Origin of the sequence: Pseudomonas sp. zfem005 (genome assembly GCF_032621735.1) — a bacterium.
Taxonomy (GTDB): domain Bacteria; phylum Pseudomonadota; class Gammaproteobacteria; order Pseudomonadales; family Pseudomonadaceae; genus Metapseudomonas; species Metapseudomonas solani.
Window position 1 is genome coordinate 682162 of sequence record NZ_JAVYJE010000001.1, and the last position, 22678, is coordinate 704839.

Annotated in this window: 23 protein-coding genes; 2 read left to right on the forward strand and 21 right to left on the reverse strand. The window is 66.6% G+C overall.

The window, feature by feature from the left end; translation table 11 throughout:
• Window positions 1-92 precede the first annotated feature (92 nt).
• The 9 genes from RTW82_RS03175 to RTW82_RS03215 form a co-directional block, all read right to left on the reverse strand.
• The gene (locus tag RTW82_RS03175) at window positions 93-854 is read right to left on the reverse strand and encodes a heme acquisition protein HasA (RefSeq protein WP_184488212.1); all 762 of its coding nucleotides are present in this window, start codon (window positions 852-854) and stop codon (window positions 93-95) included.
• A 119-nt stretch (window positions 855-973) separates the two neighbouring features.
• Window positions 974-3649, reverse strand: a complete 2676-nt coding sequence (locus tag RTW82_RS03180; RefSeq protein ID WP_316924215.1) for a TonB-dependent receptor — start codon at window positions 3647-3649, stop codon at window positions 974-976.
• A gap of 144 nt (window positions 3650-3793) precedes the next feature.
• Window positions 3794-4801: a FecR family protein gene (locus tag RTW82_RS03185; protein ID WP_316924216.1), complete on the reverse strand. Its 1008-nt coding sequence runs from the start codon at window positions 4799-4801 to the stop codon at window positions 3794-3796.
• A gap of 68 nt (window positions 4802-4869) precedes the next feature.
• Window positions 4870-5385, reverse strand: a complete 516-nt coding sequence (locus RTW82_RS03190; protein ID WP_316924217.1) for an RNA polymerase sigma factor — start codon at window positions 5383-5385, stop codon at window positions 4870-4872.
• Between the two features lie 81 nt (window positions 5386-5466).
• Entirely contained in the window at window positions 5467-6102 is a 636-nt protein-coding gene (locus RTW82_RS03195; protein WP_316924218.1) for an SCO family protein, read from the reverse strand.
• 89 nt (window positions 6103-6191) lie between these two features.
• Window positions 6192-7097, reverse strand: a complete 906-nt coding sequence (gene cyoE / locus RTW82_RS03200; protein ID WP_263400254.1) for a heme o synthase — start codon at window positions 7095-7097, stop codon at window positions 6192-6194.
• A 23-nt stretch (window positions 7098-7120) separates the two neighbouring features.
• Complete coding sequence (locus RTW82_RS03205) at window positions 7121-8164, reverse strand: COX15/CtaA family protein (protein ID WP_316924219.1); 1044 nt, start codon at window positions 8162-8164, stop codon at window positions 7121-7123.
• An 86-nt stretch (window positions 8165-8250) separates the two neighbouring features.
• Window positions 8251-8838 carry a hypothetical protein gene (locus RTW82_RS03210; RefSeq protein ID WP_021219876.1) on the reverse strand — a complete coding sequence of 196 codons (588 nt, stop codon included), beginning with the start codon at window positions 8836-8838 and terminating at the stop codon, window positions 8251-8253.
• Window positions 8813-9541 (reverse strand): SURF1 family protein, encoded by a 729-nt coding sequence (locus RTW82_RS03215; RefSeq protein ID WP_263400252.1) that lies wholly within the window; start codon window positions 9539-9541, stop codon window positions 8813-8815. Before RTW82_RS03215 ends, RTW82_RS03210 begins: the two co-directional genes overlap by 26 nt.
• A gap of 69 nt (window positions 9542-9610) precedes the next feature.
• Between RTW82_RS03215 and RTW82_RS03220 the strand changes: the two genes are divergently transcribed.
• A complete protein-coding gene (locus RTW82_RS03220) occupies window positions 9611-9814 on the forward strand; it encodes a twin transmembrane helix small protein (protein WP_316924220.1) in 204 nt (67 codons plus the stop codon).
• 78 nt (window positions 9815-9892) lie between these two features.
• On the opposite strand, the gene RTW82_RS03225 is transcribed toward RTW82_RS03220, so the two are convergent.
• The 4 genes from RTW82_RS03225 to coxB are packed head-to-tail and all read right to left on the reverse strand — an operon-like array spanning window position 9893 to window position 14077.
• Complete coding sequence (locus RTW82_RS03225; protein WP_043241918.1) at window positions 9893-10780, reverse strand: cytochrome c oxidase subunit 3; 888 nt, start codon at window positions 10778-10780, stop codon at window positions 9893-9895.
• A 25-nt stretch (window positions 10781-10805) separates the two neighbouring features.
• Window positions 10806-11357 (reverse strand): cytochrome c oxidase assembly protein, encoded by a 552-nt coding sequence (locus RTW82_RS03230; protein ID WP_184488204.1) that lies wholly within the window; start codon window positions 11355-11357, stop codon window positions 10806-10808.
• Window position 11358: 1 nt separating this feature from the next.
• Entirely contained in the window at window positions 11359-12948 is a 1590-nt protein-coding gene (ctaD, locus tag RTW82_RS03235; RefSeq protein WP_021219881.1) for a cytochrome c oxidase subunit I, read from the reverse strand.
• A gap of 1 nt (window position 12949) precedes the next feature.
• Window positions 12950-14077: a cytochrome c oxidase subunit II gene (gene coxB, locus RTW82_RS03240; protein ID WP_316924221.1), complete on the reverse strand. Its 1128-nt coding sequence runs from the start codon at window positions 14075-14077 to the stop codon at window positions 12950-12952.
• 375 nt (window positions 14078-14452) lie between these two features.
• Here coxB and RTW82_RS03245 point away from each other — a divergent pair, with 375 nt between their 5' ends.
• Window positions 14453-15112 carry a hypothetical protein gene (locus tag RTW82_RS03245; RefSeq protein WP_316924222.1) on the forward strand — a complete coding sequence of 220 codons (660 nt, stop codon included), beginning with the start codon at window positions 14453-14455 and terminating at the stop codon, window positions 15110-15112.
• 3 nt (window positions 15113-15115) lie between these two features.
• On the opposite strand, the gene RTW82_RS03250 is transcribed toward RTW82_RS03245, so the two are convergent.
• The 8 genes from RTW82_RS03250 to RTW82_RS03285 form a co-directional block, all read right to left on the reverse strand.
• Entirely contained in the window at window positions 15116-16645 is a 1530-nt protein-coding gene (locus tag RTW82_RS03250; RefSeq protein ID WP_316924223.1) for a SulP family inorganic anion transporter, read from the reverse strand.
• Window positions 16646-16717: 72 nt separating this feature from the next.
• On the reverse strand, window positions 16718-17365 hold the full coding sequence (locus RTW82_RS03255) for a carbonic anhydrase (protein ID WP_374981977.1): 648 nt from the start codon (window positions 17363-17365) through the stop codon (window positions 16718-16720).
• Between the two features lie 367 nt (window positions 17366-17732).
• The gene (locus RTW82_RS03260) at window positions 17733-18437 is read right to left on the reverse strand and encodes a carbonic anhydrase (RefSeq protein WP_021219886.1); all 705 of its coding nucleotides are present in this window, start codon (window positions 18435-18437) and stop codon (window positions 17733-17735) included.
• A gap of 148 nt (window positions 18438-18585) precedes the next feature.
• Window positions 18586-19644, reverse strand: a complete 1059-nt coding sequence (locus RTW82_RS03265) for a PA0069 family radical SAM protein (protein WP_316924224.1) — start codon at window positions 19642-19644, stop codon at window positions 18586-18588.
• An 83-nt stretch (window positions 19645-19727) separates the two neighbouring features.
• Window positions 19728-20249 carry a hypothetical protein gene (locus tag RTW82_RS03270; RefSeq protein ID WP_271659536.1) on the reverse strand — a complete coding sequence of 174 codons (522 nt, stop codon included), beginning with the start codon at window positions 20247-20249 and terminating at the stop codon, window positions 19728-19730.
• Entirely contained in the window at window positions 20246-21070 is an 825-nt protein-coding gene (locus tag RTW82_RS03275) for a hypothetical protein (protein WP_021219889.1), read from the reverse strand. The genes RTW82_RS03270 and RTW82_RS03275 overlap by 4 nt, the downstream gene beginning before the upstream one ends.
• A 128-nt stretch (window positions 21071-21198) precedes the next feature.
• A complete protein-coding gene (locus tag RTW82_RS03280; RefSeq protein WP_316924225.1) occupies window positions 21199-21840 on the reverse strand; it encodes a Vat family streptogramin A O-acetyltransferase in 642 nt (213 codons plus the stop codon).
• Between the two features lie 37 nt (window positions 21841-21877).
• Entirely contained in the window at window positions 21878-22657 is a 780-nt protein-coding gene (locus tag RTW82_RS03285) for a DUF3658 domain-containing protein (RefSeq protein WP_316924226.1), read from the reverse strand.
• Between the last annotated feature and the right edge of the window lie 21 nt (window positions 22658-22678).

Genomic DNA, 22678 nt, shown 5'->3' on the forward strand with positions numbered 1-22678 from the left:
GGCGCCGTCACAGCCGGCCTGCAAGCGAGGGCTGTGACGACGTGGTAACGGAGCGGATGGAAGAGCGATCTTTCATCCGCTTTTTGCTTTCGTCAGGCGACGAATTGCAGATCGCTGGTGCTGAAGCTGGTCACCCCGGTGAGGGTGATGGTGCCGTGACCGTTGGTGTCGATGACGGTGTTGCCGCCCACGGTGCCCACGGTGCCGCCGGCGGCGGTGAAGGCGCTGTAGTTGGCGAACAGCGAGTTGGAGATCTGGATCTTCTCGCCGCTGGCGTAGTCGGTGACGGTGTCGTTGCCGAAGCTGGTGGCCGCGCCGTTCACGCCGAAGAAGAAGTTATCCACACCCGCGCCACCGGTGAGGGTGTCGTTGCCGTTGTAGCCGGTGACGGTGTCCGCGCCGGAGCTGCCGGTGATCGACAGGTTGTTGGCATTGAGCACGGCTTCCAGCTCGGTGGTGGTGCCCTGCATCAGGCCGTAGACGACCTTGTGCACGATGTTGTTGGCGGTCTGGGTGCCGGTCAGGTTGAGGCCGGTGATGGACAGCTCCGGGCCGTTGTTGAAGCTGTAGCCGGCGTTGTTCACGATCTGGTTACCGAAGCCCAGGCTGTCCAGTTGGCCGTACAGGGTGTGGGCCGGCGGCGAGAACAGGGTGTAGTTCAGCGAGCCACCGGCGATGAAACCTGCGGTGTGGCCTTCAACGCCGCTGGACAGGGCGTACTGGGTACCGCTCAGCGCGCCCGGGTAGAAACCGCCGGTGTTGTCCGGGTGGTTGCCGCTGATGAAGTCCGCGCGCCAGTCGGCGAAGTAGGTGCGGCCATTGGTGGCGGTTCCGTAGTTGATTGCGATAGTCACAGGTGAGTCTCCATCGTTTGGGGTTTCCCTCGGCGCCGTCCGGTGCCTCGGGGCCTGCCTGCCGGCTCAGGGCCGAAAGGCGTGCTCGTCGATGCCCGCCACGGGGGCGTGCATCAGGATCAGAAGCGGATTTCCACGGTGCCCTGCGCCGTGCGTCCACGGCCCATGGTGGCGGCCAGGGCATCGCCCATCGGCACCACGTAGGCACGGTCACGCAGGTTCTCCACGGAGAGGCGCAGGGTCAGGTTGTCGCTGACGCGGTAGGCGCTGTAGAAGTCCCAGACCACGTAGCTCTTCCAGATCAGCGGGTAGACGTCTTCTTCACCGGCGGCGCGGCGCTCGGCATAGGTCTCGAAGAAGCCTTCGCTGTAGCGGGCGCGCAGGCCCATATCCAGTTTCTTGTCGAAGAAGCGCAGGCCGCCGTGCCAGCTGCCGCGGTCCATGGGCATGTGTTCGGCGCTGCCCATCATGAAGCCGCAGGTCACCCTGTTGTCGCGCCAGGCCTGGCCGGTGGCGACGGCGGAGGGGCCGATGTACCAGACTTTGTAGCAGAGCTCGTTCCTGCCGATCATGTGGGTGTAGGTGAGGCCGGTGTACCAGCGCTCGGCGTCGTATTCGAGCTCGTATTCCACGCCCTTGAAGCGCGCCGGGTTGAGGCTGTTGACGAAGGCCGAGGTGCCCAGGTTGGTGACCGCCGTATTGGGCAGGCCCACCTCCAGGCTCATGAACATGTAGTCGTCGACCTTGGTGTCGAAGTAGGCGACCTTGCCGGTGAGCTTGTCCCCGGGGATGAACAGCCCTTCCTTGAACAGGTTGATGCCGGCTTCCCAGGTCCGGGATTCCTCGGGTTCGAGGAAGGGGTTGGGGTACATCTTCGAGGCGGCGTCGCCGATGTGGGTGCCGTGCATCAGGGTTTCGGTGATGGCCGGCGGGCGCCAGCCCTTGCCGTAGTTGGCGAACAGCTGCAGCCAGTCGAGGCCCGGGTTCACCGCGATGGAGAAGGTCGGCGAGATGTGGCCGCGCTCTTCGTCCACGCTGTACTGGGGTGACTGGGTGCGGCCATTGAAGTCGCGGTAGGCCGTCAGGCGGGTGTCGCCTTCCAGGTGGTAACGGTCATAACGCAGGCCGCCGTTGATCTGCAGCCAGTCGTCGTAGCGATAGCCCAGGCCGGTGAACAGGCTGGCCATTTCCCGGGTGCCCTTGGGGGTCACGCCCAGGGTGTCGCCGATGGGGTCGGTGGCGACGCGAGGGGTGGCCAGGCCGGCTTCGGGCTTGGTCTTGTCCTCGAAATATTCCATGCCGTAGTTGGCGGTGACCACCGAGCGCTCATCCAGCTCGAAGGTCGAGGTGTTCTGCAGTTGCGCACCCCAGGTGTCGGTGCGGTGGGTGATCGAATACGCCGGTGCGCAGTTGCGCTCCCAAGTCGCGGTCGAGCGCGGCACGTCGCAGTAGTCAGACGGATAGCCGGTGGGCGGGTTGCCCTTGTAGACGTCTTGCTCGTTACGGGTGGTGCCGTAGTAGAGCTTGGCCTGCAGGTCGATCAGCGGGTTGTCCGGGGTGTAGTTGTAGTCGAGGCTGTAGAGCGTGTTGGTCAGCTTGTCCTCGCCGGTCTTGCGCCAGGTATCGGTGCTCAGGGCGTTGGCCATGCTGGCGTTGTCGTAGCTGACGCGGCTTTCCAGGTAGCTGAAGCCCAGCGTCTGGTCCGGAGCCAGCTTGAGGCCGAGCTTGAACAGGTCGGAACGCTGCATCTGGTTGGTGAACTTGACGAAGGTCGGCTTGCCCGGCTGGGCGTCGAGGCCCAGCTGGTTCTCGGCGCCGGACTTGCCGCGCTGGCCCGGCTCGTACTCGCCCAGGTGCTTTTCGCTGTGGGCCACCAGCAGGCTCCAGAGGTCTTCGTCGAGGGCGAAGGCGGCGCTGCCGATGAAGTTCGTGCCGTTGTCGTAGCCACCCAGGCCGGTGGTGCCGCGCAGGCGCGCGCCGTAGTCATGGCCGGGCAGCAGCACGTCCTCGACGTTGAGGGTGCGGAAGTTGGCGATGCCGCCGATCACGCCGGCGCCGCCCATGCCCGAGGTCGGGCCCTTCTCGATATCCACCTGGGTCAGCAGCTCGGTGTCCACCAGCACTTCACCGTTGCGCTGCTGGTGGCCGCTCTGCTGGAAGTTCTGGCGGGCGCCGTCGATCGACATGTTGACCCGGCCGAAGTCCTGCAGCCCACGGATGTTCACCGACAGGCCTGGGTCCTGCTGGCTGACGATGCTGTACACGCCGGAGGTTTCCTCGAGCATGTCGGCGGCGTGACGCGGCGGGTTGCGGTCGATCTGCTCGCGGCCGATCACCGCCACCGAACGCGGCGTGCGGTACATCCAGTCGTTGGCATCGGCCTGGCTCTGTACATGGGTGGTGCCCAGCTGCATCACGCTGCCGGCATCGGCGTAGGTGCGGGTCAGGCTGACCTGGCGCGGCGAGCTGAAGCTGTAGCTCACCGGGTGGCCGCGCAGCAGCGCCTGCAGGCCCTCGCGGATTTCCAGGCGGCCACGCACCGCGTTGCCCTGCAGCCCTTCCAGCAGGGCGGCGTCGAAGATCACCTGCACGCCCGACTGTTCGGCGAAGGCCAGCACCGCGCTGCTCAACGGCTGTACCGGAATGTCGAAGGCGACCAGTGCCTGTTGCGCCTGTGCCGTCGCCGGAGCGGATTCGACGGCCTGCAGCTCCCCAGCGCAGGCCAGCATCCAGCTTCCCCCCAAGGCGAGCAGCGCACGACGGAATCGCTGGCCCGGCCCCTTGTATGCGTTCATCGGTTTTCCTTGTGGCTGTGTTTATTATTTGGTGAATGAAAATCACTCTCATCACCAAGACGAACCAGTCGGGAAAACTCAGTAAGGTTTTTTTGCGATTTTTCTCAGGGGAACGCTGGAAGCCGCGCGGAACGGGCTTCCAGGTCAGTAGAGGAAAGTGACGCCGGGCAGGTCGAGACGGCTGACCTTGAGTTCGTGGGTGAGGGTGTCCAGGGCCTCGTCGAGGATGTCGAGGCGGAACACGCCGCTGACCTCGCGACGGGCCAGGGCGGAGTCAGTGATCAGCACGCGGCCGGGGCGATAACGGTTGAGCTGCTCGGCGACCTGCCCCAGGGGCACGCGCTCGAACACCAGCACGCCACGGCGCCAGCTGGTGGCGCGTTGCAGGTCGCGGGCGGCCAGGGGCTGGATGCCGCCACGGGCGTCATAGCGGGCGCTCTGGCCCTCCCTCAGCACCTGCTCGCGGGGGCCCCGATCGGGCGCGCGCTCCAGGGCGACGGCGACACTGTGTTCGGTGACGCCGACCCAGGCGCCTTGTTCGTCGTCCTGGCTGACCAGGAACTGGGTACCCAGGGCGCGCGTGGCGCCCCCGGCGCTCTCGACCACGAAGGGCCGCGATTCGTTGGGCCCCAGGGGCGCCACGGTGAAGTAGGCGTCGCCGCCGAGCAGGCGCACCCGGCGTTCGGTATCGCTGAAGGCCAGGTCGATGGCGCTGCGGGTATCCAGCTCCACACGGCTGCCGTCCGGCAACTGCACCTGGCGTATCTCGCCCTTGGCGGTGGCATGGTCGGCCAGCAGGGGCAGCAGCAGTTGCTTGCCCTGCTCGACGCCGAGCCCGGCCAGCAGCAACACGGCGGCAGCACTGGCCGCCCAGCGCAGGCGCGGACGCCGGCGTGCCGGCTGCTGTGGCCGCGCCCGTGGCAGCACCTGGCCGGCGGGCGCATAAGCGGGCGCGGGCATCTCGCCCAGGCGCGCGAGGTCCGCCCAGGTGCGCTGGGCGAACTGCAGCGCCGGCCCGTGGCGCGGGTCCTCGGCCTGCCAGCGGGCCAGGGCCTGCGCCTGTTCGGCGTCCAGGGCCCCGGCGCTGAGGCGGATGGCCCAGTCGGCGGCTTGCTCGCGGATGTCCTGCTCGCGCAGGTCGTGGCTGATCACGGCGGTCTCTCGAGTTCTCGTTATATGAATGCTGACGTCTGAGGGGCCGATATTCGGTAAACCATTTGTCATCTTTCGCTCGAAGCGCCGGTTTGCAGGCGCTGCATGACATGCGCCAGGGCCTTGGACAGGTGCTTCTGCACCGAGCTGTCGGAGATATCCAGCTGCCGGGCGACCTCGGCGTGGGTCAGGCCTTCGAGGCGGTTGAGGCGGAAGATTTCACGGGTGCGCGGCGGCAGTTCCGCCACCGCTTCGCGCAGCCGGAGCATGTGCTGGGCCTCGGCGGCTTCTTCGTCGAGGCCGGGGCGTTCTTCGACTATTTCTTCCAGCGCCTCGTGGGGCACCGACTCGGTCTTGCGCCGCGACTGCTGCCGGGCGTGATCGATCATCAGGTTGTGGGCGGTGCGGTAGAGGTACGCGGGGCTGTTGTCGATGCGTTCCCTGCCACGCTGTTCGGCCAGGCGCAGGAAGCTTTCCTGGACCAGGTCGGCGGCCAGCTGCGGGTCGCGCACCTTGCGCGTCAACAGGCTTTGCAGGGCCTTCGCATGCTTGATGAAAAGGCTCTTGAGATCGGGCTCCGACAAGCGCGCTCCCTGACAGGCGGAGGGTGAGGGAGCGCCATCTTATTTTTATTGAGAATCGGTTGCAATTGAGAAACGAGTTTCTCAGCTGGCCGGTGCCAGCAGGGAGGGCAACTGGTCCTTGAGCTTCTGATTGTTCAGCGGCGCGCGGATGAAGCCGCGCTGGGTGCCGTCCGGGCCGATCACCACCAGGTTGCCGCTGTGGTCGACGGTGTAGTTTTCCTTGCTGGTGTCAGCCGGGATGAAGGGGATGCTCACGGCATTGGCCAGCTTCTGGATCGCGGCCAGCTCGCCGGTGTAGCCGACGAAGGCCGGGTCGAAGTAGCCCAGGTACTGCTTGAGCTGCTGCGGGGTGTCGCGGTTGGGGTCGACGCTGACCAACACCACGCGCAGGTTGTCACGCGCCGCTTCCGGCAGCAGGCCCTTGAGCTCGCGCATCTGCGCCAGGGTGGTGGGGCAGATGTCCGGGCAGAAGGTGTAGCCGAAGAACAGCAGGCTCCATTTGTCCTTCAGCTCATTGACCGCCACCGGCTTGCCGTCCTGGTCGGTGAGGCTGATGGACGGCAGGGTGCGGCTTTGCGGCAGCAGCACGATGCCGGCGTCGAGCAGTTGGGTCGGGTCGGCCTGGCGCTGGTTGTTGAGCACCTTGTGCACGGTCAGGCCGAGCACCAGCGCCACCAGGGCGATGAGGACGAATACGGTTTTCTGCACACGGGTCATGGGCGGTCTTCACTCGGGGATTTCGGTGGCGGCAAGACTAACCGCGAAGCGTGCCGATGGCACGGTCCGCGGTGTAACAGCCTTTGGAGTCAGATGTTCAGCAGCAGGTAGTGGTCCACCAGCAGGGCGATGAACAGCAGGAACAGGTAGGCGATAGAGTACTTGAAGGTCTTGATCGCGGCGTGCGGTCGGCTGTCGCGGTAGAGCACCCAGGCCCATTGCAGGAAGCGCCCGCCCAGGGCGATGGCGCAGACCAGGTAGAGCAGGCCGCTCATGTGGATGGCGTAGGGCAGCAGGCTCACGGCGAACATCACCAGGGTGTAGAGCAGGATGTGCACCTTGGTGTAGTGCTCGCCGTGGGTCACCGGCAGCATGGGGATGTCGGCCTTGGCGTATTCCTCCTTGCGGTGGATGGCCAGGGCCCAGAAGTGCGGCGGGGTCCAGGCGAAGATGATCAGCACCAGCAGCAGCGGCTCGGCGGACAGGTGCCCGGTGACCGCGACCCAGCCGAGCATCGGCGGGGCGGCGCCGGCGAGGCCGCCGATGACGATGTTCTGCGGCGTGGCGCGCTTGAGGAAGCCGGTGTAGATCACCGCGTAGCCCAGCAGCGAGGCGAGGGTCAGCCAGGCGGTGAGTTCGTTGGTGAAGTGCAGCAGCATCACCTGCCCGGCCACCGCCAGGAGCAGGGCGAACACCAGTGCGGCGACCGGCGAGACGCGGCCGTTGACCACCGGGCGCTTGAGGGTGCGCGCCATGATCGAGTCGATGCGCCGGTCCACCACGTGGTTCACCGCCGCCGCCGACCCGGCGCACAGGGCGATGCCGAGGTTGCCGAAGATCAGCACCTCCCAGGGCACGCCCGCGCGGGTGGCGAGGAACATCCCCACCAGGGAGGTGATGAGCATCAGCACCAGCACCTTGGGCTTGGTCAGTTCCAGGTAATCGCGCCAGCTGGCGTGGACCCGGGCCTCGCGTTCGCTGAGCAGAGTGGCCATGGCGTCTCTCCTTCTTCTTGTGTTCAGGCAGGCTTGCCGGCGTGCAGCCGGAGAGCCGTGGTCGCGGGGGCGGCGGCCAGGGCCGGCGCACGCACGCGGTAATTCACCAGCACCAGGGTCAACAGCAGCATCGCACCGCCGCCGTTGTGGGCCACTGCCACGGGCAGCGGCAGGTGGAAGATCACGTTGCTGATGCCCAGCCCCACCTGCAGCGCCAGGGCGCCGAGCACCAGCACAGAGAGGCGGCCGAGGCCGGCGGCACGCAGGCGCCAGGCGAGCACCAGCAGGGTGAGGGTCACCACCAGGGCGCCGAGGCGGTGGGTCATGTGGATGGCGGTGCGGGCGTCGCTGTCCAGCTGCCCGCCCAGGTAGTTGGGGCCGATGTGCTGGCTGAGGTGGAAGCCGTTGGCGAAGTCCATCTCCGGCCACCACTGGCCGTGGCAGGTCGGCAGATCGACACAGGCCACCGCCGCGTAGTTGGAGCTGACCCAGCCGCCGAGGGCGACCTGGCCGATCACCAGCAGCAACCCGAGGGTCGCCAGGTAGCGCAGCCGCGCGGGCAGCTGCAACGGGGCGAAGGCGCCGGACAGGCGCAAGCTGAGCAGGAACAGCAGCGCCAGGGTGGTGAAGCCGCCGAGCAGGTGCGCGGTGACCACCTGGGGCCAGAGCTTGAGGGTCACCGTCCACATGCCGAACGCGGCCTGGGCGATGACCACGCCGAGCAGCAGCAACGGCAGCTTGTGCGGCTGCCCATCACGCCCGCGCCGCACCAGGGCATGCACGGCAAGGCCGAGGATGGCCAGGCCCAGGGTGCCGGCGAAGTAGCGGTGGATCATCTCGTTCCAGCCCTTGTCGGCCTCCACCGGCGCCTCGGGGAAATGCACCTCGGCGTGGGCCAGCTGGGCTTCGGTCTTGGGCACGCTGATAAAGCCATAGCACCCCGGCCAATCGGGGCAACCGAGGCCGGCATGGGTCAACCGGGTGTAGGCGCCCAGCAGCACCACCACCACAGCCAGCGCGGTGGCCAGCACCGCGAGGTAGAAACCGGGACGGGACGATCTTGGCATGGGAGAACTCCGTTCTCAGCTACAGCTCGCTCTTATGATTTGCCGCTTCTAACTTGCGGCTTGCCACTTGCAGCTTGCCGCTGCCCCTAACCTATATTCGAGAGCTTCATGAGGTGCCGCAGGTCGTTGAGGATCTGCTTGCCCTTGATCTTCGCGTCGTAGCGCAGCACCAGGTTGCCGTGGGGGTCGACTATCCACAGCTGCGGGCCGGTGACGTCGCTTTCCACCGCCTTGCCATAGGCCGCCGGGTCCAGCGTGTAGCGTTGCAGGCGCGGGTATTCGCGCTCCAGGGTCTGCTGGTAGTCCGCCGACAGCGGCTGCGCGGCGGCGAAGGCGTGGCTGCCGCGCTCGGCCTCGCGGCCCAGGCCGATGTGGATCTGCCGGGCGACGTAGACCAGTTGCTGGCAGTCGGCCTCGCAAGCCTGGGGGGCAGTGACCAGCAGCTGCCACAGCGCAGGCTCCCCGGCGCCCTGCACGCCGAGGTCGGCGCGGGTCTGGCCGTTGCCGATCAGCGCGCCGTGGTAGCTGCGCCCCTCCGGCACCCAGAAGCGCAGCTTGTACATGGCCGAGGCCAGCACCATGGGGCCGAGTACCACCGCGAGGATCAGCAGCAGCTGCAGGCGCCCGCGCGTACGGCGCGGCGGCGTATCAGGCAGAGCGAGGGCTGGATTCATCCGTTAACTCCCGTGCTTGGCGAAAACCGAAATAGGTGAAGAGTGCGCAGAGGGCCGCCGCCATGGCGAACCACTGCACTGCGTAACCGAGGTGTTTTTCCGGCCCCATGGCCACCACCGGCCAGTCGGCTTCATAGGCGGCGAGGCCGGGCTCGATGCGCAGCTCGAAAGGCAGGCCGCCACGGCCGAGCTTCTGCCACAGGGCACGTGGCTCGACCTGGTTGATCAGTTGCGGCCACTCGGCGCTTTCCACGTGCTTGAGCTCGAAGGCGGCGCCGGGCGGCACATAGACCCAGGCGTCGAGGGCCAGGGGCTGGTGCGGGGTGTCGAATTGCGGCGGGGTGCGCCGGTCCGGCCAGGGCAGCCAGCCCCGGTTGACCAGCAGCCAGAGCCCGCTGGCCTGGTCGTAGAAGGGTTGCAGCAATTCGACGCCAGGCTTGCCGGCGCGGATGCGGCTGTCCAGCAGCAGGCTGTGCTGGTCATCGAAACTGCCCTGCAGGCGCACCCGCACATAGGCCGGGTCGGGCAGGCGTTCGAGCTCGGTGATGGCGATGGGTTCGGCGCTGCGACGCGCTTCGTAGCCGGCCAGCAGCTGGCGCTTCTCCTCCGCGCGGGACAGCTGCCAGACGCCCAGGCCGATCAGCAGGGGCAGCAGCGCCAGCACCACGAGGGTAGGCACGAGGCCGGGGCGGAAGGCCCTCAACCGACGTGGCCTGGAGCCTGGAAAGCTCTGGCTATACTGCACAACGTCCCCCTTGCCCCGGATTCGCCCATGCTCAAGGCGCTTATCGTTTTCATGCTGCTGGCCACCGTGGTCAGCCTGTTCAGCGGCCTGTTCTTCCTGGTCAAGGACGAGGGCCGCGACTCACGCGTGGTCAACGCCCTCACCGTCCGTGTCGTCCTTGCCGCCCTCACCCTCGGCCTCGTCGCCTGGGGCTTCTACAGCGGCCAGCTGGTGTCGCATACGACCTGGTAACCAGAGCTGGAAGCTTGAAGCCAGAAGCTGGAAGAAGAACTGCTTCGAGCTTCCCGCTTCCGGCTTCCAGCTGCTTTTTCAAAGCACATACACAAAGATGAACAGCCCCACCCAGACCACGTCGACGAAGTGCCAGTACCAGCTGGCGGCTTCGAAGCCGAAGTGGTGGTCGGCGTCGAAGTGCCCGCGCAGGATGCGCACCAGCATCACCGTGAGAATCAGCGTGCCCATGGTCACGTGGGCGCCGTGGAAGCCGGTGAGCATGAAGAAGGTGGCGCCGTAGATGCCCGAGCCGAGGGTCAGGCCCAGTTCGGTGTAGGCGTGGATGTATTCCTCGGCCTGCAGGGCGAGGAAGGCCACGCCCAGGAGGATGGTCAGCGCCAGCCAGATCTTCAGCAGCTTGCGGTTGGCCTTCTTCAGCGCGTGGTGGGCGAAGGTCACGGTGAAGCTGGAAGACACCAGCAGGAGGGTGTTGATCAATGGCAGGTGCCAGGGGTCGATCACCTCCTTGGGCCCGGGGAAGAGTTTCGGGTCGGGGGTGTTGAGCAGCGGCCAGGTGTATTGGAAGTTGGGCCAGAGCATGTTGGCCACGCCCTTGTCGCCCTCGCCGCCGAGCCAGGGGCCGGCCCAGGTGCGCACGTAGAACAGCGCGCCGAAGAAGGCGGCGAAGAACATCACCTCGGAGAAGATGAACCAGCTCATGCCCCAGCGGAACGAACGGTCCATCTGCGGGCTGTAGAGCCCGCCGCGGCTTTCCTTGATCACCGCGCCGAACCAGCCGAACAGCATGTACGCCAGGCACAGGGCGCCGACGAAGAAGATCAGCGGGCCGTTGGAATCCGGGCGGGCGGCCTTGAGGTCGTTGAACCAGGTGCCCAGGCCGTAGACGGTGACGAGCATGCCGATGGTGGCGATGATCGGCCATTTGCTCTGGGCGGGAACGTAATACTGCTCGTGACTTGCCATCGTTGTTGTTCTCCTTGTCGGCGCGTCAGCTGCCGGTCTTGGCGACCGGGGGCTTGCGGGCCGTGATATCGAACAGCGTGTAAGCGAGTGTCAGGTGGTGCACGTCGGGCGGCAGGTCGCGGTCGACGATGAAGCGCACCGGCATTTCGATGCGCTCGCCCGGTTGCAGGACCTGCTGGGTGAAGCAGAAGCATTCGGTCTTGTGGAAGTACGCGGCAGCCTTGGACGGCGAGATGCTCGGCACCGCCTGGGCGGTCATGGGCTTGTCCGTCGTGTTGTGGGCGATGAACAGCATCTCGTTGCTGGCCCCCGGGTGCACCACCAGGTCGTCCGCCTTGGAGCGGAATTCCCAGGTCATGTCCGCCGAGTTGGTGGCGAGGAACTGCACCCGCACCTGGCGTTGCTCGTCCAGCGCCTGGCTGCCTTCGTAGGCGGAGGCATTGGTCTTGCCGTTGATGCCGAAGGCCACGCACATCACGTCGTAGATCGGCACCAGGGCGAAACCGAAGCCGAACATCGCCACCACCAGCACCAGCAGGCGTGGAATCAGGCGGCGATTGTTCAGTTCCCCGCTCATCTCACTTCACCTCCGGCGGGGTGCTGAAGGTGTGGTACGGCGCCGGCGAGGGCACGGTCCACTCCAGCCCTTCGGCACCGTCCCAGGGCTTGGCCGGTGCGGGTTTGCCGCCACGGATGCACTTGATGACGATGAACAGGAAGAGCAGCTGGGTGGCACCGAAGGTGAAGGCGCCGATGGAGGAGATCATGTTGAAGTCGGCGAACTGCAGGTTGTAGTCCGGGATGCGTCGCGGCATGCCGGCCAGCCCCACGAAGTGCATGGGGAAGAACGCCATGTTCATGCCGATGAAGCTCATCCAGAAATGCAGCTTGCCGAGGGTCTCGTCGTACATGTGGCCGGTCCACTTCGGCAGCCAGTAATAGGCCGAGGCGAAGATGCCGAAGATGGCGCCGGGCACCAGCACGTAGTGGAAGTGGGCCACCACGAAGTAGGTGTCGTGGTACTGGAAGTCCGCCGGGGCGATGGCAAGCATCAGCCCGGAGAAGCCGCCGATGGTGAAGAGGATGACGAAGGCCACCGCGAACAGCATCGGTGTCTCGAAGGTCATCGAGCCCTGCCACATGGTGCTGGCCCAGTTGAACACCTTCACCCCGGTGGGCACGGCGATCAGCATGGTGGCGTACATGAAGAACAGCTCGCCCGTCAGCGGGATGCCGACCACGAACATGTGGTGCGCCCAGACGATGAAGGAAAGGAAGGCGATGGAGGCCGTGGCGTAGACCATCGAGGTGTAGCCGAACAGCGGCTTGCGCGCGAAGGCCGGGATGATCGAGCTGACCGCGCCGAAGGCGGGCAGGATCATGATGTACACCTCGGGGTGGCCGAAGAACCAGAACACGTGCTGGAACAGCACCGGGTCGCCGCCGCCGGCCGCGCTGAAGAAGCTGGTGCCGAAGTGGATGTCCATCAGCATCATGGTCACGCAGCCCGCCAGCACCGGCATCACCGCGATGAGCAGGAAGGCGGTGATCAGCCAGGTCCAGACGAACAGCGGCATCTTCATCAGGGTCATGCCCGGGGCGCGCAGGTTGAGGATGGTGGCGATCACGTTGATCGCGCCCATGATCGAGCTGATGCCCATCAGGTGGATGGCGAAGATGAAGTAGGTGACGCTCTCCGGCGCGTAGGTGGTGGACAGCGGCGCGTAGAAGGTCCAGCCGAAGTTGGGCCCGCCACCGGCGGTGAACAGGGTGCTGATGAGCAGGCCGAAGGCGGCCGGCAGCAGCCAGAAGCTGAAGTTGTTCATGCGCGGCAGGGCCATGTCCGGCGCGCCGACCATCAGCGGGATCATCCAGTTGGCCAGGCCGACGAAGGCCGGCATCACCGCGCCGAAGACCATGATCAGGCCGTGCATGGTGGTCATCTGGTTGAAGAAGGCCGGTTCGACGATCTGCAGCCCGGGCTGGAACAGCTCGGCGCGGATCACCATCGCCATGGAACCCCCGAGGAGGAACATGGCGAACGCGAACCACAGGTACATGGTGCCGATGTCCTTGTGGTTGGTGGTGAGCACCCAGCGCATCAGGCCCTTGGCCGGGCCGTGGTGGTGATCATGCCCGGCATGATCGTGGTCGATCACTGCACTCATGTCATTTCTCCTCGGCTTGCTTGAGCGCAAGCACTTCTTTCGGCGTCACCATGTCGCCCTTGGCATTGCCCCAGGCGTTGCGTTCGTAGGTGATGACGGCGGCGATATCGACTTCCGACAGCTGCTTGCCGAAGGCGGCCATCGCGGTGCCGGGCTTGCCGTGGAAGACGATGCTGAGGTGGTCTTCCTTCGGCCCGGTGGCGATCTTCGAGCCCTTGAGCGCCGGGAACATGGGCGGCATGCCCTGGCCCTCGGCCTGGTGACAGGCGGCGCAGGTGGTGTGGTAGACCTTGTCGCCACGGGCGGTGAGCTCTTCGAGCGTCCACTCCTTGTCGGTCAGCTCCTTGAGCTTGGCCACCTCTTCCTTGCGACCGGCGAGCCACTTGGCGAAGTCCTCCTTGGACTTGGCCTCGACCACGATGGGCATGAAGCCGTGGTCCTTGCCGCACAGCTCGGCGCACTGGCCGCGGTAGATGCCGGGCTTGTCGATGCGCGTCCAGGCTTCGTTGACGAAGCCGGGGATGGCATCACGCTTGACCGCCAGCGCCGGTACCCACCAGGAGTGGATGACGTCGGCGGCGGTGATCAGGAAGCGCACCTTGGTGCCCACCGGGATCACCAGCGGCTCGTCCACCTCCAGCAGGTAGTGCTCGTCCTTCTCCGCCTTGTTGTGGATCTGCTCGGCGGGGGTGGCGAGGTTGCTGAAGAATTCGACGTCCTGGCCCAGGTACTTGTAGTTCCACTTCCACTGGTAGCCGGTGACCTGGATATCCAGCTCGGATTCGGAACTGTCGTAGATGTCGATCAGGGTCTTGGTGGCAGGTATCGCCATCAGCACCAGGATGACGAAGGGCACGACCGTCCAGAGGATCTCCACCGTGGTGCTCTCGTGGAAATGCGCCGGCTCCTGGCCGGTGGAGCGACGGTGGATGATCATCGACCAGAACATGGCGCCGAACACGATCACGCCGATCACGACGCAGATCCAGAAGATCGTCATGTGCAGATCGAAAACGGTACGGCTGACCTCGGTGGCACCAGGTGCCATGTTGACGGTCCAGGCGGCCTGCGCCTGGCTGAAAATCGACCACAGCAGGAGTCCCATCCAGACTCGTGGATGTCGCATCATTGCGGGTTCCCCTTATCGTTCTTGTTATCCCGCCGGCTGGGCCAGCGGCTAAGGGAGCGGTCGTTAATACGGCTGACTTTAACGGCCGACCTTCAGCACGTGGTGCACAGTCGGGTGTCATCAGGTATCGCCTTTCGAGTCGGAGTATAGACACCGACTTGAAGCTGGCAACGCGACGGGAAAATTGGCGCAAGGGCCGCAAGCCTTGTCCTAAACGCCACGGCTGGCGCGGGGTTGGCGGGAATGCGCGGTGGCCGTTATCGCGACCATGCATAAGCATTGCGGCATTATGACAATCGGGTCTTAGCTGGCCGCCGGGGCGAGCTAAGTTGTGTCTTCCCCTCCCTTCGATCCATGTCCTATCCAGGAGCAGTCATGAATACCCTCGCCCTGCGCGAACTCATCCAGCGAGCCCACGAACAGGAAGCCCGGAGCGGGCACCTGGCGCGCATCCTCTCCACCCAGCTGGACCGCCTCCACCCCGCCATCCGCCTGCCCGACGACGACGCCCAGGGCGTGCTGGCGCGCTTCGTCAGCGCCTATATCGAACAGGTGCCGGACGTGCTCGACGCCGCCGCCAATGTCGCCCGCGAGGCCGGCATCGAGGCCCAGGTGAAGCCGGTACTGAAGGTGGCCGAGCAGTTCTTCCTGCAGCCGCCGAGCATGGTGGAAGGCCACGAGGGCCTGGACGGCCTGCTCGACGAGGCCTACCTCGCCCACCGCCTGGTGGAGGAAGTGAACGACCGCTACATCGCCCACCTGGGTGAGCCGCTGATCCCGCTGGACACCACCGTGGCCAACCTCATCGCCCACCAGCTGATCGGCGAACCCTTCGCCAACCAGCTGGACGAAGCCGTGCACCATGCGGTGGATGGCATGCTCGACGAGGCGGTGTTCGAGCGCGCCTCGGTGCAGCACTACCGCGACAGGCTGCACGACCCAAAGGTGGAAGCGGCGTGGAAGCGCTGGCCCTGCCTCTCACGCCAGCTCGGCGTCGAACTGCAGCTGGACCAGGCACAACGCGCCGCCAGCTGATCTTCAGACGGCGCGGCCGCGCAGGCTGAGCAGCCGTCCCTCCAGGCGCCGGTTCAGGGCACGGGGCTCGATCTGCAGGGCCCCACCCTGGCGCTGCGCGGCGCGCCCCCAATCCTCCAGCAGCTCCATGCAGGCATGGTCGATGTAGCTGAGGTTATCCAGCGGCACCTGCAGCCGCGTGCCCGGCTCCACCCCCTCCAGAACCCGCGCCAGCTGCGGCACCCGCAGGAAGGTAGCGGCGCCGGCCAGGCGCAGCTCGGCCTCGCCGGGAGCACCCTGCACCAGGGCGACCTTCAGGCGCGACGCCTTCCAGGCCAGCTTGGCCAGGGTCAGGGCGAAGCCGATGAGCACGCCGCTGAGCAGGTCGAAGGCGACGATGCCCAGTGCCGTGGCGGCATAGATTAGCAAGGGTGCGCGACCGTAGCGCGAGAGGCTGCGCATGGCCTTGGCATCCACCAGCTTGAAGCCGGTGAACACCAGCACGCCGGCCAGAGCGGCCACCGGGATGCTCTGCAGCACCGCCGGCAACAGCGCCACGAAAGCCAGCAGCCAGGCACCGTGCAGCACGGCGGACAAACGCGTGCGGGCGCCGGCCTGGACGTTGGCCGAGCTGCGCACTATCACCCCGGTCATGGGCAGCGCGCCGAGCACGCCACACAGCAGGTTGCCCACGCCCTGGGCCGACAGCTCGCGGTCCAGGTCGGAGCGCGGCCCTGCGTGCATGCGGTCCACGGCGGCGGCGGAAAGCAGCGTCTCGGCACTGGCGACGAAGGCCACCACCAGCGCCGCCAGGAGGATCTGCGGGTCGGCCAGGCCGAGCAGGTCGGCCGGGCGCAGCCAGTCGATGGCTTCGCCCAGGGTGGCCGGCACCGTCACCCGCTGCACATCGAGCGCCAGGGCGAGGCTGGCCAGGGTCGCCAGGCTGACACCGATCAGCGCGCCGGGCAGGAAACGCAGCGACTGCGGGCGCCAGCGCTCCCAGCCCCACATGCAGGCGATGGTGCCCAGGCCCAGCGCCGCGGCTGCCAGGCCACCGCCCGGCCCCACCTGGGCGAGGGCGCCCACCAGGGTCGCGGGGAACGCCAGGAGGTTCTCCAGGCCTGAGGCGTGGGGCTTGGCATCGAACATCACATGCACCTGCGACATTACGATGAGCGCGCCGATGCCGGCGAGCATGCCGTAGACCACCGCCGGCGCTGTGACCCGGAACCAGCAGCCCAGGCGCAGGCGGCCTGCGCACAGCTGCAACAGCCCGGCCAGCACCAGGATCGGCCCGAGCATGGCCATGCCGTGCTCGCGCACCAGCTCGAAGACCAGCACGGCGAGGCCCGCCGCCGGCCCGCTGACCTGCAACGGCGAGCCCGCCAGCCAGCCGACCACCAGACCGCCGACGATGCCGGTGATCAGGCCCTTGGCCGGCGGCATACCGGAGGCGATGGCGATGCCCATGCACAGTGGCAGGGCGACGAGGAAAACCACCACCGAGGCCAGCAGGTCCCGGGGTAGCGTGGATTGAAGGGAAGCAAGGCGCATGTCGCGATCTCCTGCGGCACGAAAGGGGGACGCGCGGCGGTCTCGGCCGCCACGGCGTATGGGAAGGGGGCGTCAGGACGCCAGGTAGCGCGGGCGCGGTGTCGCCATGGCGGCGCGGCCTTGCTCCAGCGGCCGGAAGCGGCCGGCCTCGGCGTCGTAGGCGCGGATGGCGGCGGTCTCGATGTCGTAGACCCAGCCGTGGATGAACAGCTGGCCGGCGGCCAGGCGCGCGGCCACCGCCGGGTGGGTGCGCAGGTGGTCGAGCTGGGCCACCACGTTCTCCTCGGTGAGCACGCCGAGGGCATCGTGGCCCACGCAATCGCAGTTGCGTTCCACCAGGCTGCGGGCCACCTCGGCGTGGCGCAGCCAGGCGCTGACGGTGGGCATGCCGTTCAGGGATTCCGGGGCCAGCACCGCCTTCATGGCGCCGCAGTCGGAGTGGCCGCAGACGATGAGGTGCTGCACGCCCAGGGCCATGACCGCGTACTCGATGGCAGTGGAGACGCCACCGTTCATCTGGCCGTAGGGCGGCACCAGGTTGCCGACGTTGCGGGTGACGAAGAGATCGCCCGGCGCGCTGTGGGTGATCAGCTCCGGGGCCACCCGCGAGTCGGCGCAGGTGATGAACATGGCCCGCGGCGACTGGCGCTGCGCCAGCTGCTGGAAGAGGGCGCGTTGCCGGGGGAAGGTCTCCTCGCGAAAACGCCGGCAGCCCTGCATCAGGGTGTCGAAGGCGGCCTGGGCGTCGATGTCGTCGGAGGGGGCGGGCGGGATGCTGCGGATGTCCTGGTTCATGGTTTCTCCTGTTTGCGTTCCGAGCGGGCCGATGGCCCTCGTGACCTGCCGCTTGATGGCAGATTGCAACCCGACCGGGCGGTCGGGATGGAGAAAAACCTTAGGCGCGCAGACTTAACTCAAACTGAAGAAACCGCTCTGGAATGAGCATTACAGACGAATGGCCGATAGCAGTCTGCCAGCCCGGACTGGTGATGGGACGACCGTGCAGAAGTTCGACGCAGCGAAAGCGCAGCCACGAGAGGAAGGAAGGGAACGGACGGCGCCCCGGCCGCAGCCGGGGCGCCGGGGCTCACAGGTAGCGGGCGCGGGGCGTGGCCATCGGCAGCGGGCCATCACCGATGGTGCGGAAGCGACCGCTCTCGGCGTCGTAGGCGCGGATGGCGGCAGTCTCGATGTCGTAGACCCAGCCATGGATGAACAGCTGGCCGCTGGCCAGGCGCGCCGCCACCGAGGGGTGGGTGCGCAGGTGGTCGAGCTGGGCCACCACGTTCTCCTCGGTGAGCACGCCGAGGGTTTCGTGGTTGGCGCAGCCGCAGTTCTCGGCGACCACGGTGCGGGCCACTTCGGCATGGCGCAGCCAGGCCTTGACGGTGGGCATGCGCTCCAGCTGCTCGGGGTTGAGCACCGCCTTCATGGCGCCGCAGTCGGAGTGGCCGCAGATGATGATGTGGTGCACGCCGAGGGCCATGACGGCGAACTCGATGGCGGTGGAAACGCCACCGTTCATCTGCCCGTAGGGCGGTACCACGTTGCCGACGTTGCGGGTGACGAACAGGTCGCCGGGGGAGCTCTGGGTGATCAGTTCCGGGACGATTCGCGAGTCGGCGCAGGTGATGAACATGGCGCGGGGTTTCTGCTCATGGGCCAGGCGCTTGAACAGCTCTTCCTGCTCCGGGTAGACCTGGTCGCGGAAACGCTGGAAACCTTCGACGATGTTGCGCAGCGCTTCTTCAGCGCTTTCCTGGGTTTGCGGGGTATCGTGCTCGTCGCTCATGCCGACCTCGTTCGCCTTGGGACTCTGTAGGGGAAAGTGGGATTACTTTACCGATATGGTCGGATTTATCCGACCCCCTACAGGACACCGTTCGGCGTGTTCCGGTCACACTTCGGCCCCGCAAAAGCCCTTCCGCCCATCCTTTCGCTCACAGCAACGCCATCTGCCCACCAGGCGGACAGAAGCGCGAGCAGTCCAGCGCCACGTCGCCACGTTTCTCCAGGCCCAGGCGGCGCATGGCGACGGCGAAGCGCTGGGCCAGCAGCTGGGCGAAGGCGCCTTCACCGCTGAAGCGCTTGCCGAAGCGGCTGTCGTAGACCTCGCCGCCGCGGCACTGGCGGATGATGCTCATCACATGGGCAGCCCGTTGCGGGTAGTGGGCCTGCAGCCACTCCTCGAACAGCGGCGCCACCTCCCGGGGCAGGCGTACCAGCATGTAGGAGGCGCTGCGCGCACCGGCGTCGCGGGCGGCCTCCAGCAGGCTTTCCAGCTCACTGTCGTTGATCATCGGGATCATCGGCGAGCAGAGCACGCCCACCGGAATACGGTTTTCACGCAGCACGCGGATCGCCCGCAGGCGCGCGGAGGGCGCGGCGGCGCGGGGCTCGAGCACGCGCTTGAGCGCGTCGTCGAGGGTGGTGAGGCTGATCATCACCTTGACCAGGCGCTGTTCGGCCAGCTGGCTCAGCAGGTCGAGGTCACGCAGCACCAGCGAGCCCTTGGTGACGATGGTCAGCGGGTGGCGGTAGCGCAGCAGCACTTCGAGTATCTGCCGGGTCAGGCGATGCTCGCGTTCGATGGGCTGGTAGGGGTCGGTGTTGGCGCCCAGGGCGATGGGCGCGCACTGGTAGCCGGGCTTGCTCAGCTGTTGCTCCAGCAGGGCGGCAGCGTTGGTCTTGGCGATCAGCCGGGTTTCGAAATCGATGCCCGGGGACATGTCCCAATAGGCGTGGCTGGGCCGCGCATAGCAGTAGATGCAGCCGTGTTCACAGCCGCGATAGGGGTTTATCGAGCGGTCGAAGGGCAGGTCGGGTGACTGGTTGCGGGCGATGATGCTCTTGGCCGTCTCGATGCGCACTTCGGTGGCGCGGGTCGGCGGCACCTCCTGGTACCAGCCGTCGTCCTCGGCCACCGAGAGGGTCGGGGCGAAACGGTTGAACGGGTTGCTGCCGGTTCCCCGGCCACGGGGCGGGAGGGTGACGGACATGGCGAGGCGCTCCGGAAAATACTGTATGCATGAACAGTATATTCTTACAGCGTCCTACGCCAGCCGGTTTTCGTCGGAAAGCCCTACTCGTCCTCGTCGGACTCGCTCGGCGGGGTAAAGGGCTCGATCAGGTATTGGTGGCCGTGGGCCTTGCAGTCGGCGAGGGTGCCTTCGGCCGAGGAGCGCAGTTGCAGGAAGCTGCTGCCGAAGCGCTGCTCGTCGGTGTCCACCAGGCCGTCCTTCAGGTCCACGCTGTTGGCCATGGCCATGGAGTCGGCGTACTTGAATTCATCGCTCACGCCGGATTTGCCGGTCCAGAGGACGATGCGCTGGCCTTCCTGCCAGTGCACCGCCGCCTTGCGCTTGCCATCCGGCCACTGGTAGCCGACCACGCAGAAGTGGTTGGCGCTGTCGTTGCGCTTGGCCTGCACCAGCAGGTAGCGCATGTCCTGCTCGGGGTCGGCGAAGGCCTTGTCCTCGGCGATGTCGAAACGCGCCACCTGGCCGGTGTAGATCGACGGGCCGAAGGACTCGGCCGCGCAGGCACCGAGGGTGACGAAAAGCAGGGCGCCGGAGAAGAGTCCGGCCAGGCGTGAGCTGTTCATTTCTTCGGTTTACCCGGGTTGTTGGGGTTGTCGATAAAGGCCTGGGTGAGGCTGAAGAAGGTCTGGCCACCCTTGTCGACCGCCTTGATGAAGTAGCCGCCCGGGTCGCTGCCTTCGGTCATCCAGCCATAGACCGGCGGCTTGTAGGGCTTGGCGACGCTCTTGCCCGCCGCCACGTCCAGCGCGTTCTGCACATGCTGGCGGACGAAGGAGAAACGCAGGTCGCTGCCATCGTTGGCCAACCGCAGGTAGCTGTCGATCTTGCCTTCCTTGGCGCCGATGGCCGGATAGTTGCCGAACCCCTCGAACTGCAGCGGGTCACGGGCGGTGATGAAGCCGGTCATGGTCTTGTTGGCGGGCTTGCCGAAGTGCTTCGGTTCGGAGAACGCCATGCGGTTCTCGATCACCTGGCGCATCAGCTGCATGGAGAACAGCGCCTCCTCCAGGCCTCCCGCGTTCTTCGGCACCACCGACTCGGCCAGCAACAGGCGCGCGAGGCAGCCTTCGTCGGTCTTGCCATCGGGCAGCGTCAGCGCTTCCAGCACGGTGATGACCACGTGGATGCCCGAGGGCAGGTCATCGACGGCGGAAAAGGCTTCGACGCGCACCGACTGGCAGGCGCGCAGGGCCTTGATGGTGATGCTCTGCTCGCTCTGGCGGTCGTTGGCGTCCTGCTTCACTTCCAGGCAGGTGTTGGCGCTCTTGATGCGGTAGTGCTTCTTGCCCGGCCCCAGGCCGTTGAGCTTCAGCTTGAGCACGTTGCCGACCACCAGTTCGAGGCTGCCGACGACCGGGAGTTTGTTGCGGGTAAAGGTGGGCACCTGGGGTCTCCTTGCTGTATTGCCGCCCTCTGCGACGGCTCCCTGTGCAGCGGGGCACAGCAGGGAAAACTACTCCCGGCCCCGCGCCGGGGCAAGGTGCCCGCTCGGCGGAAGTGACGCAGTTCGCCTCAGCCTTCCCGGGCGCAGCGCTCCAGGGCGTCGAGATCGGCGGCCATGATCGCCGCCATGTGCCGGCTGATCTTCTCCACCGGCCAGTCCCACCAAGCCAGGGCGAGCAGGCGTTCCACCACTTCATCGGGGAAGCGCCGCTTCAGCGGTTCGGCCGGGTTGCCGCCGACGATGCCGTAGGGCGCCACGTCGCGGGTCACCACCGAGCGCGAGGAAATGATGGCGCCATCACCGATCTTCACCCCGGGCATGATCAGCGCCTCGTAGCCGATCCACACGTCGTTGCCGATCAGGGTGTCGCCCTTGTTGGGAAACTCGGACAGCTCCGGCATGTGCCGCTCCCAGCCGCCGCCAAAGATCTGGAAGGGGTAGGTGGAGAAGCCGGAGAGCTTGTGGTTGGCGCCGTTCATGATGAACTTCACCCCGCGCGCGATGGCGCAGAAGCGCCCGATCACCAGGCGATCGCCGATGAAGGGGAAGAGATAGAGCACGTTGCGCTCGAAGTTCTCCGAGTCGTCCGGGTCGTCGTAATAGGTGTATTCGCCGATCTCGATCTGCGGGTTGTTCACCGTGTTGCGGATGAAGCAGACCTGCGGGAAGCCCGCCATGGGGTGCGGGTTGCGGGGGTCGGGTCCGTGCATGAAGCCTCCGGCTCGAAGGAATGAGTGCAGCCCGGAATCAACCGGGCAGGCGCACCTGCAGGCCGCCGTAGCCATTGGCACCGGGTTCGCCCTCGATCTGGACCCGGCCCTGGACGGCCAGTTCCCGAGCACGCCAGAAGAGGAAGAAGTCGGTGGCGAAGAAGCCGTCGCAATGGCCCATGACATCGGCCATCACCCGGCCCAGCGGGCGCCATTCAGGGGTGCAGCGCTCCAGCAGGTCGGCATCGATAAAGCTGAAGTCTTCACCCTGGAAGGCCCCGTCGCGCCAGCGGCGGATGCCCGCGCCCTCGCTGAGCACATCACGCCATTGCGCCGCCAACTGCTGTCGACGCTCCGGCCCCACCAGTTTGGGCAGGTACAGCTCGGCGAGTTCGGCCGGCGCGTGCATGGCCACCGCGCAGCGGCTGGCCACGCGGCTGTCACCGCTGCCGCAGGGCACTTCCCAGAGGGGCAGCTCGCTGTGCTCCAGGGCCGCCGCGACGCGGGCCAGCAGCAGTTGCTCGGAGGCGCTGTCGCCATGCCAGACGGTGACCGCATGACTCTGCCCGGCCAGGCCGGCGAGCCATTGGGCGTCTTCGCCCAGGCCGCTTTCGAAGTCCGGCACCGGCTGCACCGCAACCGGCCATACCGCGCGCCAGAAGGCGGCGCGGCGGGTGCAAGGCGGCTGTTCGATGCCGCTCAGCGGGCCGACGGCGAGGTCATCGCGCAGCACCCGCAGGAAGGTGCGCGACGTGGCCTCACCGAGGACGAAACCCACGCCTTCCGCCGCGTTGTCACCGCATACCAGGTGCCACATGACGCCCTCCTTGGCCTCGAC